General features: G+C 69.8%; 12 protein-coding genes. 5 read left to right on the top strand and 7 right to left on the bottom strand.

What is annotated here, in order from left to right:
• Positions 1–520 precede the first annotated feature (520 nt).
• Positions 521–1,060, top strand: a complete 540-nt coding sequence (locus tag ACFYWX_RS42565) for a DUF6083 domain-containing protein (protein ID WP_389430655.1) — start codon at positions 521–523, stop codon at positions 1,058–1,060.
• 63 nt (positions 1,061–1,123) lie between these two features.
• Here ACFYWX_RS42565 and ACFYWX_RS42570 read toward each other — a convergent pair whose 3' ends face one another.
• Both ACFYWX_RS42570 and ACFYWX_RS42575 read right to left on the bottom strand, forming a co-directional pair.
• Entirely contained in the window at positions 1,124–2,650 is a 1,527-nt protein-coding gene (locus ACFYWX_RS42570; protein ID WP_389430657.1) for a S8 family serine peptidase, read from the bottom strand.
• A 66-nt stretch (positions 2,651–2,716) separates the two neighbouring features.
• Positions 2,717–4,246: a S8 family serine peptidase gene (locus tag ACFYWX_RS42575; RefSeq protein WP_389430658.1), complete on the bottom strand. Its 1,530-nt coding sequence runs from the start codon at positions 4,244–4,246 to the stop codon at positions 2,717–2,719.
• 248 nt (positions 4,247–4,494) lie between these two features.
• Here ACFYWX_RS42575 and ACFYWX_RS42580 point away from each other — a divergent pair, with 248 nt between their 5' ends.
• The 3 genes from ACFYWX_RS42580 to moaA all read left to right on the top strand — a co-directional run bounded on the left by ACFYWX_RS42580 (position 4,495) and on the right by moaA (position 7,626).
• Positions 4,495–4,851 (top strand): DUF485 domain-containing protein, encoded by a 357-nt coding sequence (locus ACFYWX_RS42580; protein WP_389430659.1) that lies wholly within the window; start codon positions 4,495–4,497, stop codon positions 4,849–4,851.
• Positions 4,848–6,470 (top strand): cation acetate symporter, encoded by a 1,623-nt coding sequence (locus tag ACFYWX_RS42585; protein WP_389430660.1) that lies wholly within the window; start codon positions 4,848–4,850, stop codon positions 6,468–6,470. The genes ACFYWX_RS42580 and ACFYWX_RS42585 overlap by 4 nt, the downstream gene beginning before the upstream one ends.
• Before the next feature lie 166 nt (positions 6,471–6,636).
• The gene (moaA, locus tag ACFYWX_RS42590; RefSeq protein ID WP_389430662.1) at positions 6,637–7,626 is read left to right on the top strand and encodes a GTP 3',8-cyclase MoaA; all 990 of its coding nucleotides are present in this window, start codon (positions 6,637–6,639) and stop codon (positions 7,624–7,626) included.
• A 94-nt stretch (positions 7,627–7,720) separates the two neighbouring features.
• Here moaA and ACFYWX_RS42595 read toward each other — a convergent pair whose 3' ends face one another.
• Positions 7,721–7,960: a hypothetical protein gene (locus ACFYWX_RS42595; RefSeq protein WP_389430663.1), complete on the bottom strand. Its 240-nt coding sequence runs from the start codon at positions 7,958–7,960 to the stop codon at positions 7,721–7,723.
• Between the two features lie 178 nt (positions 7,961–8,138).
• A complete protein-coding gene (locus ACFYWX_RS42600; RefSeq protein WP_389430664.1) occupies positions 8,139–8,534 on the bottom strand; it encodes a DUF3099 domain-containing protein in 396 nt (131 codons plus the stop codon).
• 210 nt (positions 8,535–8,744) lie between these two features.
• Between ACFYWX_RS42600 and ACFYWX_RS42605 the strand changes: the two genes are divergently transcribed.
• The gene (locus ACFYWX_RS42605; RefSeq protein WP_389430665.1) at positions 8,745–9,029 is read left to right on the top strand and encodes a GlsB/YeaQ/YmgE family stress response membrane protein; all 285 of its coding nucleotides are present in this window, start codon (positions 8,745–8,747) and stop codon (positions 9,027–9,029) included.
• A gap of 70 nt (positions 9,030–9,099) precedes the next feature.
• On the opposite strand, the gene tyrS is transcribed toward ACFYWX_RS42605, so the two are convergent.
• The 3 genes from tyrS to ACFYWX_RS42620 are packed head-to-tail and all read right to left on the bottom strand — an operon-like array spanning position 9,100 to position 13,339.
• Entirely contained in the window at positions 9,100–10,368 is a 1,269-nt protein-coding gene (tyrS, locus tag ACFYWX_RS42610; protein WP_389430666.1) for a tyrosine--tRNA ligase, read from the bottom strand.
• 56 nt (positions 10,369–10,424) lie between these two features.
• Entirely contained in the window at positions 10,425–11,819 is a 1,395-nt protein-coding gene (locus ACFYWX_RS42615; protein ID WP_389430668.1) for a metallopeptidase TldD-related protein, read from the bottom strand.
• Positions 11,816–13,339, bottom strand: coding sequence for a TldD/PmbA family protein (locus tag ACFYWX_RS42620; RefSeq protein WP_389430669.1), 1,524 nt, complete (start codon positions 13,337–13,339; stop codon positions 11,816–11,818). The genes ACFYWX_RS42615 and ACFYWX_RS42620 overlap by 4 nt, the downstream gene beginning before the upstream one ends.
• Positions 13,340–13,575: the final 236 nt, after the last annotated feature.

The following is a 13,575-nucleotide window of genomic DNA, read 5'->3' on the forward strand; positions in this document are numbered from 1 at the left end:
CTTTGGCTCGTGCGGGCCCACGAGGCCACGGGCTGCTTGGCGAGCAGTCCGTAAGCGACCTGGGGGCCCGTGAAGCAAAAGGATTGCAGCAGCAGAAGGGCCGTTGGCCCGCTGGTGACGTTGGCTCACATCCTGTCCAACTTGGGACGACTTCGCGATTTGACCGACTGAGCTGCGCCTTTGCCGGGCCGTACCTGGTTGGCTCAGGGCAGATCCTGCTTCCACGGCGGAAACGATCAAGGAGCGGAGTTCATAGTGAGGTCCACGGCTCGCGGGCGATGACTCCATGACTCTCGCGCAGCCGCCCCGTAATTGCTGCTGACTCCAACAATCCGGGGAACGACGGTCACGTTGGCGCGTGATCGAAAACAGAGGACCGGTGGCCGCCGCTTGGCCGCGGCGCCACCGCTCTCCTTCGCCGGCCCGGGGGCGCCCGGGCTCACCCTGCCCGTCCGCGTGCTCCTGTTGCGCCCGGATCGCGCCCTACCCGTACCCGAACACCGGCCACACGCTCGACATCATGGGGGCGAGCGATGAGTCAGACCTGCGCAGGTGGGCCGAACCCGATCCACCGGACGAGCCGACGGGGCAGCACCTGGTCGCTGTGCCGGGACCCGACGGGCACCGCCAGCGCCCACCGGGCACCGCGCAGGCGTGGGAGAACACCGACCAGGCCCAGGCAGCCGTGGAGCACGCCGACGGGCCCGAGCCCCCCGCTCCACCGCTGTGCCCGCAGTGTGGGCTCGCCGGCGAACGACGGCCCACGTACTACGGGCGGCACATCCTCCTCGAACCCGGGCTGTCGGCTCCCGCGCACTTGGTGCCGGCCGGCCACCGCTGGTACGTGGACGCCGGCGGGCGGGCGTGGAACAGCGGCTGCGACGAGCCGGAACCGGGCGCGGTGTGCCGGGTCCCGCACCGGCCGGCCTGCCCGGGGCTGACGCCGGAGGAGATCGGACTCGGGCCGTGGCTGGACGGGGTACGCGCCGCGAACGAGCGGCGCGCCCGGCACCAGGCCGACGCGGGCATGATCCCGGGCGACCTGCCGGACGTCGGCTGAACCGCTCCTGAACCGGTGCCGGACGGGTCGCCCCGTCCGGCCCGGACCGCCTTCACGAAAGCCCTACCTGGTGACCGCGTCCAGCGCGTCCGCAGTGCCCCAGCCGTAGAAGCCGTTGTAGTTCCTCGGGCCCTCGCACACCGCGTCGACCTTGCCGTCGCCGTCGATGTCGTACGGGTCCGTGCACGCCGTGCGGTCCGCCTCGGCGTACAGCAGCCCCTTCACCAGGGCCGGCGAGGCGTGCGGGTGCGTCGACTTGATCAGCGCGGCCACGCCCGCGACGTGCGGGGTCGCCATCGACGTACCGGCCATGTAGCCCCACTTGCCGCCCGGCAGCGTGCCCAGGATCAGACCGCTGGTGGCCGGCGGGGCCGGGGTCTGGTAGCTGGTCGAGTCGCCGCCGGGGGCAGCGATGTCGATGACACCGAGACCGTAGTTGGAGAAGGACGACTTGAGGCCCTTCGCCCCGGTCGACGCGACCGTGACGACACCCGGCAACTGGGTCGGGATGTCGAGGCACTCGGACGGGTCGACGACCCGATCCGACGGCGTGCCGTCGTTCGGCGAGACCGGGTCCGTGATCTCGTCGGCCGCGAGGTCGTAGCTCTCGTTGCCGGCCGCCGCGACGTTGACCGCGCCCTTCTTCTCCGCGTACCGCGAGGCCCGGGTGACGGCGTCCACGAGCGCCTTCTGGTCCGGGTCGTTCTTGCAGTTGAAGTACCAGGGGTCGGTGTAATAGCTGTTGTTCGTCACGTCGACGCCGTGCTCGGCCGCCCACACGAAGCCGCAGACCACGGCCTCCGTGTAGAAGTAGCCGGCGGTCGTCGACACCTTGATGCCGGCGACCTTCACACCGGGCGCCACACCCGTCATGCCGACGCCGTTCTTCGCGGCCGCGATCTCACCGGCCACGTGCGTGCCGTGCGGGCTCTCCGCCGCGCTCGGCCGCCACGCCCCGTCGGCGGTGTCCGGCTTGCCGGTCACGCAGTTGACCGACGCGGCCCGGTCGAAGTTCGGCGCGATGTCCGGGTGGGTGTCGTCGACGCCGGTGTCGATCACGGCGACCGTGACCTTCGAGCTGCCCAGCGTCTTCTCGTGCGCCTTGTCCGCCTTGATGGCGGGCAGGTCCCACTGCAACGGCTCCAGCGGATCCTTGCCGTCGGCCGCCTCGGCGGCGGCCACCTCCGCGGCGCTGAGCACCTTCGGCGCGCCCAGGTCCCCGGTCGACTGCGCGGGCAGCGGCGCGTTGCGCGTGTTGCCGGCCGAGTCGACCCCGCGCACCGCGCGGACGGTCTTCGCGAAGTCGGGGTTCGCCGAGTGGACGACGATCACGCCGATCCGGTCGTACGACGTCACGATCGTGCCGCCGGCCTCGGCTATCGCCTTCGTCACGTGCCGGGGAACGCCGTGTCCGGGGCGGACGTTGACGACGTAGCTGAGCGAGGTCGCGTCCGCGGCCGACGCGGCCTGCGGAGCCGCCTGCGGAGCCGCCGAGGCCGAGACGTTCGGCAGGAACGCGAGTGCCGTCGCCAGAGCCGTCCCGACCGGGATCGCCAGGGCGCGGCGGTAGCGCGGGTGAGGCGCTGTCATGTGTCAGTCTCTCCAGTTTCGTTCGCGGTACGAGCGGACCGTGCGGGAAGTCACCATGATCGCGGGTTACTTGACCGCGCGCAGCGCGTTGACGATGCCGAAGCCGTAGAAGCCGTTGACGCGCTTTCCGCCCACACAGGTGGCGTCCTGCGTACCGTCACCGTCCTGGTCGTAGGACTCGGGGCAGGCGGTCTTGTCGGCCTGCGCCTTGAGCAGCGCCTGCAGCTGGGCCGGGCCCGCCCACGGGTGCGTGGACTTCAACAGCGCGGCGACGCCCGCGGCGTGCGGCGAGGCCATCGACGTGCCCTGCAGGAAGGCGTACTCGTTGTTCGGCATGGTCGACAGGATGCGGCCGTCCTTCGACGGGGTGTCCGGCAGCTGGTACTTCCGGTCGCCGCCCGGCGCCGCGATGTCGATGACGCTCTTGCCGTACGAGGAGTAGTACGACTTCAGGTTCTGCACGCCCGTCGCGCTCACGGTGACCACGCCCGGCAGCTGGGTCGGCACGTCGAAGCACTTGTGCGGGTCGACCGTCCGAGGGACGGGGGTCGAGTCATCGGGGCTGGACTCGTCGACGAGGGCGTCCGAGTCGAGGTCGTCGCTGGAGTTGCCCGCCGAGGCCAGGTTCAGCGTGCCCTTCTTCTGGGCGTACAGCTGGGCCCGGTTGACCGCGTCGACGATCGCCCTCTGGTCGGGGTCGTCCATGCAGTTGTAGAGCCACGGGTCCACGTAGTAGCTGTTGTTCGTGATCTCGACACCGTGGTCGGCGGCGAACACGAAGGCGCAGACGACGCTCTCGGGGTAGAAGAGGCCGTTGTTCGGGTCGCTCACCTTGATGCCGGAGACCTTCACGCCCGGCGCGACACCGGCCACACCGATGCCGTTGCGGGCGGCGGCGATCTCACCGGCGACGTGCGTGCCGTGGTAGTCCTCGGCGGTGTACGGGCGCCAGGCGCCCTCGCTGGTGTCCGCGACGCCGCCCACACAGTTGGCCGACTGGGACGCGGAGAAGTTCGGGGCGAGGTCGGGGTGGGTGTCGTCGACGCCCGTGTCGATGACGCCGACGGTGACCTTCTTGCTGCCCGGGTTGATCTGCGCGGCCTTGTCGGCGCCGATCGCCCGCAGGTCCCACTGGTCGGCCTCGAGGGGCTCGCTGCCCGGGGTGTCCGCCGAGGCGGCCTTCACCTTGGCGGCTTCCGCGGCCGTCAGGTAGTCGGCGGCGCCCTCGTCCGTCGTGCCCGCCGCGACCAGCGGCGTGGTGCGTGTGGCACCAGCCGACTGCACCCCGCGCACGGCGCGTATCTCCTTGCCGAAGTCGGGGTTCGCCGAGTGGACGACGATCACGCCGATCTTCTCGTACGCGATGACGACGGTGCCGCCGGCCTTGGCGACGGCCTTCTTCACCGACGCGATCGTGCGGTGGTCCGCCCTGGTGTTGACGACGTACGCCAGGTTCGGCGCGTCCGCGGTCTGCGCGGAGGACTGGGCGAGCGGCGCGGCCGAGGCCGCCGCCGGCAGGAACCCGAGCGAGGCGGTCAGCGACAGCACGACGGGCACCGCGAGGGCGAGACGGTGTCTGGAGCGCAGATGAGCCATGGGATCTCCACATCATCCGGAAACGAAACCGGCCCGAGACACAGGTGGTGCTCGGGCAGGTACATGACGGGTAGTGCAGGGCGAAGTTATCTCCCGAGGTCCCTGGCCAGCAATGCTTGATCGAGGCGACTTCGGAAAGAGACCAGGGGAGTTGAACCGCGCCTTGCGCGCCGCCGTGACGTTGAACAGGAGGCGCGGGGACACTCGCCCCCGTCTGTTGTCACACCACCCCCGACCGAGGAGACTCCGTGGCCACCGAGACATCGCCCCCCTCGAAAACCCCAGCCCAACTCCCTTCCACCGAGGAGTTCGTCGCGGTCCACGAGAGCGCGGAGTTCGGTGAACTGCGCCGCTCCTACCGCTCCTTCGCCTTCCCGCTGACCGTCGCCTTCATCGCCTGGTACCTGCTGTACGTCCTGCTGTCCAACTACGCGGGCGACTTCATGGGCACCAAGGTCGTCGGCAACATCAACGTGGCCCTCGTCCTCGGTCTCGCCCAGTTCCTGACCACGTTCCTCATCGCCTGGTGGTACGCGCGGGTCGCCTCCGCCAAGTTCGACCCCAAGGCCGAGGCGATCAAGTCCCGGATGGAGGGCGACGCATGAGCCCCGCGATCACCACGCTCGCGGCCGGCGAGGCCAGCGAGCACCGGACCCTGATCATCACCCTGTTCGCGGTCTTCGTCGTCGCGACCCTCGTCATCACCGTCTGGGCCGGCCGCCAGACCAAGGACGCCGCCGACTTCTACGCGGGCGGACGGCAGTTCACCGGCTTCCAGAACGGCCTCGCCGTCTCCGGCGACTACATGTCCGCCGCGTCCTTCCTCGGCATCGCCGGCGCCATCGCCCTCTTCGGCTACGACGGCTTCCTGTACTCCATCGGCTTCCTGGTCGCCTGGCTCGTCGCCCTCCTCCTGGTCGCCGAGCCGCTGCGCAACTCCGGCCGCTACACCATGGGCGACGTACTGGCGTACCGCATGCGCCAGCGGCCCGTGCGTACGGCGGCCGGCACGTCCACGATCGTGGTCTCGATCTTCTACCTGCTGGCCCAGATGGCCGGCGCCGGCGTCCTGGTCTCCCTCCTGCTGGGCATCACCAGCGACGGCGGCAAGATCGGCATCGTGGCCCTGGTCGGCGTCCTGATGATCGTGTACGTCACCATCGGCGGCATGAAGGGCACCACCTGGGTCCAGATGGTCAAGGCGGTGCTGCTCATCGCCGGCGCCCTCCTGCTGACCTTCCTGGTGCTGCTGAAGTTCGACTTCAACGTCTCCGACCTGCTCGGCTCCGCCGCCGACAACAGCGGCAAGGGCGCCGCCTTCCTGGAGCCCGGCCTGAAGTACGGCGCCACCGGCACCACCAAGCTGGACTTCATCTCCCTCGGCATCGCCCTGGTCCTCGGCACCGCCGGCCTGCCGCACATTCTGATCCGCTTCTACACGGTGCCCACCGCCAAGGCCGCCCGTAAGTCGGTCATCTGGGCCATCGGCCTGATCGGCGCCTTCTACCTGATGACCCTCGCCCTCGGCTTCGGCGCCGCCGCGCTCATCAAGCCGGACGAGATCATCGCCTCCAACAAGGCGGGCAACACGGCAGCACCCCTGCTCGCGCTCCACCTCGGCGGGATCGACTCCAACTGGGGCGCCATCCTCCTCGCCACCATCTCCGCGGTCGCCTTCGCCACGATCCTCGCGGTCGTCGCGGGCCTGACCCTGGCCTCGTCCTCGTCGTTCGCCCACGACATCTACGCCAACGTCATCAAGAAGGGCGCGGCCACCGAGAAGGAGGAGATGCGCGCGGCCCGCTGGGCGACCGTCGGCATCGGAGCCGTCTCCATCGTGCTGGGCGCCCTCGCCCGCGACCTGAACGTGGCCGGCCTGGTCGCCCTCGCCTTCGCGGTCGCCGCCTCCGCCAACCTGCCGACGATCATCTACAGCCTCTTCTGGAAGCGGTTCACCACCTCCGGAGCCCTGTGGTCGATCTACGGCGGTCTGGTCACGGCGGTCGGCCTGGTGCTGTTCTCGCCGGTCGTCTCCGGCAAGCCCACCTCGATGTTCCCGGACGTCGACTTTTACTGGTTCCCGCTGGAGAACCCGGGCATCATCTCGATCCCGGTCGGCTTCCTGCTCGGCATCCTCGGCACCCTGCTGTCCAAGGAGAAGCCCGACGAGGGCAAGTACGCGGAGCTGGAGGTACGGTCGCTGACCGGCACCGGAGCGCACTGACCGGCTGAGCACCACCGACTCGACGGCTGTGTCGTGGGGATCGTAGAGACCTACGACGCGGTCGAGTCGTACCTTGTGCCACCGCGTCGCTGTTGTTGTCAGTGGCGTCACGTAGGCTCGCAGGAGTCGGAAGAAGATTGAATCCGCGACGAGGGAGGGGGCCCACGTGCTCATCGACACCTACGGCCGAGTAGCCACCGACCTGAGGGTCTCGCTGACCGACCGGTGCAACCTGCGCTGTACGTACTGCATGCCCGAGGAGGGCCTGCAGTGGCTGGCCAAGCCCGACCTCCTCACGGACGACGAGATCGTCCGCCTGATCGACATCGCGGTCACCTCCCTCGGCATCCGCGAGGTCCGCTTCACCGGCGGCGAGCCCCTGCTGCGCCCCGGCCTGGTCGGCATCGTCGAGCGCGTCGCGGCCCTCGCCCCCCGCCCCCAGATGTCGCTGACGACCAACGGCATAGGTCTCAGGCGCACCGCGACCGCCCTGAAGGCGGCGGGCCTGGACCGCGTGAACGTCTCCCTGGACACCCTCCGCCCGGACGTCTTCAAGACCCTCACCCGCCGCGACCGCCACAAGGACGTCCTCGAAGGCCTCCAGGCCGCCCGCGACGCCGACCTGACCCCCGTCAAGGTCAACACCGTCCTCATGCCCGGCCTCAACGAGGACGAGGCCCCCGACCTCCTGGCCTGGGCCGTCGAGCACGACTACGAACTGCGCTTCATCGAGCAGATGCCCCTGGACGCCCAGCACGGCTGGAAGCGCGAGGGCATGGTGACCGCGGGCGACATCCTCACCTCCCTGCGCACCCGCTTCGACCTCACCCCCGAGGGCCAGGACGAACGCGGCTCCGCCCCGGCGGAACGCTGGCTGGTCGACGGCGGCCCCCACCGCGTCGGCGTCATCGCCTCCGTCACCCGCCCCTTCTGCTCGGCCTGCGACCGCACCCGCCTCACCGCCGACGGCCAGATACGCACCTGCCTCTTCGCCACCGAGGAAACAGACCTCAGGGCAGCGCTGCGCAGCGGCGCCCCGGACGAGGACATAGCCCGCATCTGGCGCCTGGCGATGTGGGGCAAGAAGGCAGGCGCGGGCCTGGACGACCCGTCGTTCGTCCAGCCGGACCGCCCGATGTCTGCTATCGGGGGTTAGAGAAACGCCGCTCCGGGGCGCGGGGCTGTATCGAGCAGCGGCTCCGCCGCGTGGGCGCGATCAACCCATGACGTCCCGTACCCGGCGGACCACCTCAGCCGCTGGTCTCTTCCCATTCCCTCAACAACACAACATCCTTCAAAAACCCCCGAACCCCAAGAAATTGCGAAAGATGCTCACGATGCGACTCGCACGCGAGCCACGTCTTCCGCCGCTCCGGCGTATGAATCTTCGGGTTGTTCCACGCCAGCACCCACACCGCATCGGCACGGCACCCCTTGGCGGAACAAACAGGCGTCTCAGTATTAGCTTCAGTATTGGCTTCAGCGCTCACGAACTAAGTCTCACAAAAAGGCGACGCCGAGCAGCCACGGGGGGAGCTGCCCGGCGTCGGTCCGTCGCTCCGACGGGGGATGCGGAGCGCGTACGAAGTATGTCATGCGTCACCCGTCCCCGGGCACCGGAACAACATGATTGATCTGAGCTTTTCTTGAGCTTGGCGCACAGCTCACTCAAGGCCGACGCTCAGCCCTCTCACCGACGGGGTCTCCCGGAACGGCCCCCGCGTCTTCCGCGGTGGATTCCGCAGACCCCTCCGTCTCAGGCCCCGGCGTGATCATCGGTCGCGTCGGCGTCGTCACGAACGTCGACGGAAGCCCCGGCGCGTTCTCCCGTCCGGCGTTGGCGATCACCACCGCGATATAGGGGAGCGCCGCGCCCAGTACCAGCGCCACGATCGCGACGTGCCGTTCCACGTTCCAGAGCAGCGCCGCGAGGATCACCGCCACCGTACGGACCGACATCGAGATGACGTACCGCCGCTGCCTGCCACGCACATCGTCCTGGAGACCCTGCCGGGCTCCGGTGATCCGGAACACCTGGCCGCTGCCGCCATGCTGCTTCCGCATCACATTCCACCATCCGCCCGCACGCCGCCCGCATGGAAAACCCTGCGTCCCACGGTACGCCGCGCCTGGGCCGCGTTCGAGACCGGGTCGCCTCCCGCCGGCGCGCGCGGCCTGCGCCATACCGCGTAGAGCCGCACCCGACATGCGCCGTACGCCGCACGGGCCGAGACTGGGAGCAGTGCTCGCGTCGAGCCGTACGAGGAGGCAGCCATGGGCTGGTTCTGGGCCATCATCGTGGGATTCGTACTGGGTCTGATCGCCAAGGCGATCATCCCGGGCAAGCAGCACAGCCCCCTCTGGCTGACCACCATCTTCGGCATGCTCGGCGCCGTCGTCGGCAACGCGATGGCCCGCGGCTTCGGTGTGGAGGAGACCTCCGGCATCGACTGGAGCCGCCACATCTTCCAGCTGATCGCCGCGATCGTCATCGTCGCGGCCGGCGACGCGTTGTACATGGCGATGTGGGGCAACAAAAAGATGCAGCGACGGGCCTGAACGCACGTCCCGAACGCCGAAGGGGGCGGTGCCGAAGCGGCGCCGCCCCCTCCACCGTGCTCACGTCCGCTCAGCCGCCCGTGACCTCGACCGCCGCCAGGTTCTTCTTGCCCCGGCGCAGCACCAGCCAGCGGCCGTGCAGCAGGTCCTCCTTGACGGGGACCGCGTCCTCGGCGGTGACCTTCGCGTTGTTCACGTAGGCACCGCCCTCCTTGACCGTCCGCCGCGCGGCGGACTTGCTGGCCACCAGACCGACCTCGGCGAACAGGTCCACGACCGCACCGAGCTCGGCGACCTGGATGTGCGGCACCTCGGACAGGGCCGCGGCCAGCGTCCGGTCGTCGAGGTCCGTCAGCTCGCCCTGGCCGAAGAGGGCCTTGGACGCGGCGATCACCGCGGCCGTCTGGTCGGCGCCGTGCACCAGCGTCGTCAGCTCCTCCGCCAGCGCCCGCTGAGCCGCCCGGGCCTGCGGCCGCTCCTCGGTCTGCTTCTCCAGCTCCTCCAACTCCTCGCGGGACTTGAAGGACAGGATCCGCAGGTACGTGGAGACGTCCCGGTCGTCCACGTTCAGCCAGAACTGGTAGAACGCGTACGGCGTCGTCATCTCCGGGTCGAGCCAGACGGCGCCGCCCTCGGTCTTGCCGAACTTGGTGCCGTCCGCCTTCGTCATCAGCGGGGTGGCGATCGCGTGGACGTCGGCGTGCGGCTCCAGCCGGTGGATCAGGTCCAGGCCGGCCGTGAGGTTGCCCCACTGGTCGCTGCCGCCCTGCTGGAGCGTGCAGCCGTACCTCCGCAAGAGCTGGAGGAAGTCCATACCCTGCAGGAGTTGGTAGCTGAACTCCGTGTAGCTGATGCCCTCGGAGGACTCCAGGCGGCGGGCGACCGAGTCTTTCGTAAGCATCTTGTTGACGCGGAAGTGCTTGCCGATGTCGCGGAGGAACTCGATCGCGGACAGGCCCTCGGTCCAGTCGAGGTTGTTGACCATCAGGGCCGCGTTCTCACCCTCGAAGTCGAGGAACGGCTCGATCTGGCCGCGCAGCTTGTCGACCCAGCCGCGGACCGTCTCCGGGTCGTTCAGCGTGCGCTCCGCGGTCGGGCGCGGGTCGCCGATCAGACCCGTGGCGCCGCCGACCAGCGCCAGCGGCCGGTGCCCGGCCTGCTGGAGCCGGCGCACGGTGAGCACCTGCACCAGGTGCCCCACGTGCAGCGACGGCGCGGTCGGGTCGAAGCCGCAATAGAACGTGACGGGACCGTCCGCGAGCGCCTTGCGCAAAGCGTCCTCGTCAGTGGACAGGGCGAACAGCCCGCGCCACTTCAGCTCGTCGACGATGTCCGTCACGGTTCTCGTACTCCTTGGATGATCTTCGGGCGGTCGAGTGACAGCCGCCTACGAGGTTATACGCCCTGACTGACAGAGCTCATATTGAAATCGGGGATGCGCAGCGCGGGCATCGCGGCCCGGGTGAACCAGTCGCTCCACTCCCGCGGCAGCGTCTTCTCCGTGCGCCCGGCCTCCACGGCCCGCCCCAGCAGGTTCACCGGCGACTCGTTGAACCGGAAGTTGTTCACCTCGCCGGCCACCTCGCCGTTCTCCACGAGGTAGACGCCGTCCCGGGTCAGGCCGGTCAGCAGAAGCGTGGCCGGGTCGACCTCGCGGATGTACCACAGGCAGGTCAGCAGCAGCCCGCGCTCGGTGCTCGCGACCATCTCCTCCAGGGAGCGGTCCTCACCCCCGTCGAGGATCAGGTTGTCGATCCCCGGCGCCAGGGGCAGCCCGGTCAGGGCCGCGCTGTGCCGGCTGGTCAGCAGGCGCTGCAGCCGGCCCTCCCGGATCCACTCGGTGGCGGTCATCGGCAGCCCGTTGTCGAACACCGACTGGTCGCCCCCGGAGGAGTGCGCCAGCACGAACGGAGCCGACTCCAGGCCCGGCTCGTAGGGGTCGCTGCGCAGCGTCAGCGGCAGCTCGCTCAGCTTCTCGCCGACGCGTGTGCCGCCGCCCGGCTTGGAGAACACCGTGCGGCCCTCGACCGCGTCCCGGCCCGACGACGACCACATCTGGTAGATCAGCAGATCCGCGACCGCCGTCGGCGGCAGCAGCGTCTCGTACCTCCCGGCGGGCAGCTCGATCCGCCGCTCCGCCCAGCCGAGGCGTACGGCCAGCTCCGCGTCCAGCGCCGCCGGGTCGACGTCCTTGAAGTCCCGGGTGGAGCGGCCCGCCCACGCCGAGCGCGTACGGTCCGGCGACTTGGCGTTCAGCTCCAGCGTCCCGTTCGGCTGGTCGTGCCGCAGACGCAGTCCCGTCGACGTGCCGAGATAGCTGGAGACCAGCTCGTGGTTGGCGAAGCCGTACAGCTCGCGGCCGCCCGCACGCGCGCGTGCGAAGGATTCCCCGAGGGCCGGGGCGAAGTCGGCGAACACCGCGGACGAGGTCTCGGCGGGTGCGTCCTTGAAGTCGGGCGAGTCGGCAACGCCCGTGATCAGCGGCTGCGCGTCCTCGGAGGGTCCGGCGCCCCGCGCGGCAGCCTCGGCGGCCCGGACCAGGGACTCCAGCTCGTCCACGGTCACCGCGGACCGCGAGACGACCCCGGAGGCGGTGCCCTCCTTGCCGTCGACCGTCGCGATGACGGTGAGCGTGCGCCCGCGCGTGACACCGTTCGTGGTGAGCGCGTTGCCCGCCCAGCGCAGGTTGGCGGTGGACTGCTCGTCGGCGATGACCACGCACCCGTCGGCCCGGGACAGCTCGAGGGCGCGCTCGACGACCTCGTGCGGCTTGTTCGTACGGGCGCTCATCGACCGGCCTCCTGCGTCGTGTTGAGGATGTTGACGCCCTTGAACAGGGCTGACGGGCAGCCGTGCGAGACCGCCGCCACCTGGCCCGGCTGGGCCTTGCCGCAGTTGAAGGCGCCCCCGAGGACGTACGTCTGCGGGCCGCCCACCGCGGCCATCGAGCCCCAGAAGTCGGTCGTCGTCGCCTGGTAGGCCACGTCCCGCAGCTGCCCGGTGATCCGCCCGTTCTCGATCCTGAAGAACCGCTGACCGGTGAACTGGAAGTTGTAGCGCTGCATGTCGATGGACCAGGAGCGGTCCCCGACGACGTAGATCCCCCGGTCCACGCTCCCGATCAGATCCTCCGTGGCCATCCCGGCCGGGTCGGGCCGGAGCGACACGTTGGCCATGCGCTGCACCGGCACATGGCCGGGGGAGTCGGCGAACGCGCACCCGTTGGAACGCTCGAAGCCGGTCAGCTTCGCGATCCGCCGGTCGAGCTGGTAGCCGACGAGCGTGCCGTCCCGCACCAGGTCCCAGGACTGTCCCTCGACACCCTCGTCGTCGTACCCGATGGTCGCCAGACCGTGCTCGGCGGTGCGGTCGCCGGTGACGTTCATCAGCTCGGAGCCGTACTTCAGCTTGCCGAGCTGGTCGAAGGTGGCGAAGGAGGTACCGGCGTAGGCGGCCTCGTAGCCGAGCGCGCGGTCCAGCTCGGTCGCGTGGCCGATCGACTCGTGGATGGTCAGCCACAGGTTGGAGGGGTCGACGACGAGGTCGTACAGGCCCCCCTCGACGCTGGGTGCCCGCATCTTCTCGGCGAGCAGCTCCGGGATCTGCGCCAGTTCGCTCTCCCAGTCCCAGCCGGTGCCCGTGAGGTACTCCCAGCCCCGCCCGACCGGCGGCGCGATCGTCCGCATCGAGTCGAACTCGCCGCTCGACTCGTCCACCGACACCGCGGTCAGCTGCGGGTGCAGCCGGACCCGCTGCTGCGTGGTCACGGTCCCGGCCGTATCGGCGTAGAACTTGTTCTCGTGGACGGTGAGCAGCGAGGCGTCGACATGGTTGATCCCGTCGGCCGCGAGCAGCCGCGCGCTCCACTCCCCGAGCAGCGCCGACTTCTCCTCGTCGGGCACGGTGAACGGGTCGATCTCGTACGACGAGATCCACGTCCGCTCGGCGTGCACGGGCTCGTCTGCGAGCTCCACTCGCTCCTGGGACCCGGCGGCCTTGATCACCTGTGCGGAGAGCTTCGCCATCGCCACCGCCTGCGAGGCGACCTTCGCGGCGGCGTCCAGACTGAGGTCCACCCCCGACGCGAAGCCCCACGTACCGCCGTGCACGACCCGTACCGCGTACCCGAGGTCTGTGGTGTCCGACGAGCCGGACGGCTTGGCGTCCCGCAGCCGCCACGAGGCGCTGCGCACCCGCTCGAACCGGAAGTCCGCGTGCTCGGCGCCCAGCGCACGCGCGCGTGCGAGCGCGGCGTCGGCGAGGGCGCGTAGGGGAAGCGCCGTGAAGGCTTCGTCGATCGTATGAGGCACGGAGGTCTCTCCCTGGAGTCGTGACCTGTGGGCTCCGATCATGTCGCGCGAGCGGGCCCGCGGACCACACGTTTCCGTCCGCTGTCCGCAAACTTTCTGTAGGAAGCCCACAGCGAGTCCCGTAAGCCACTGTCGGTGCCCGAATGTCCCCCGAGGGGGCCGGACCGATAGGTTTTGCGGGTAGCCGCCTGCCGTCCAGGGTGTTCGGGCGGGAGTGTCAGACCCCAATCGAAAGG

The organism is Streptomyces sp. NPDC002888 (assembly GCF_042888465.1).
Taxonomy (GTDB): Bacteria; Actinomycetota; Actinomycetes; order Streptomycetales; family Streptomycetaceae; genus Streptomyces.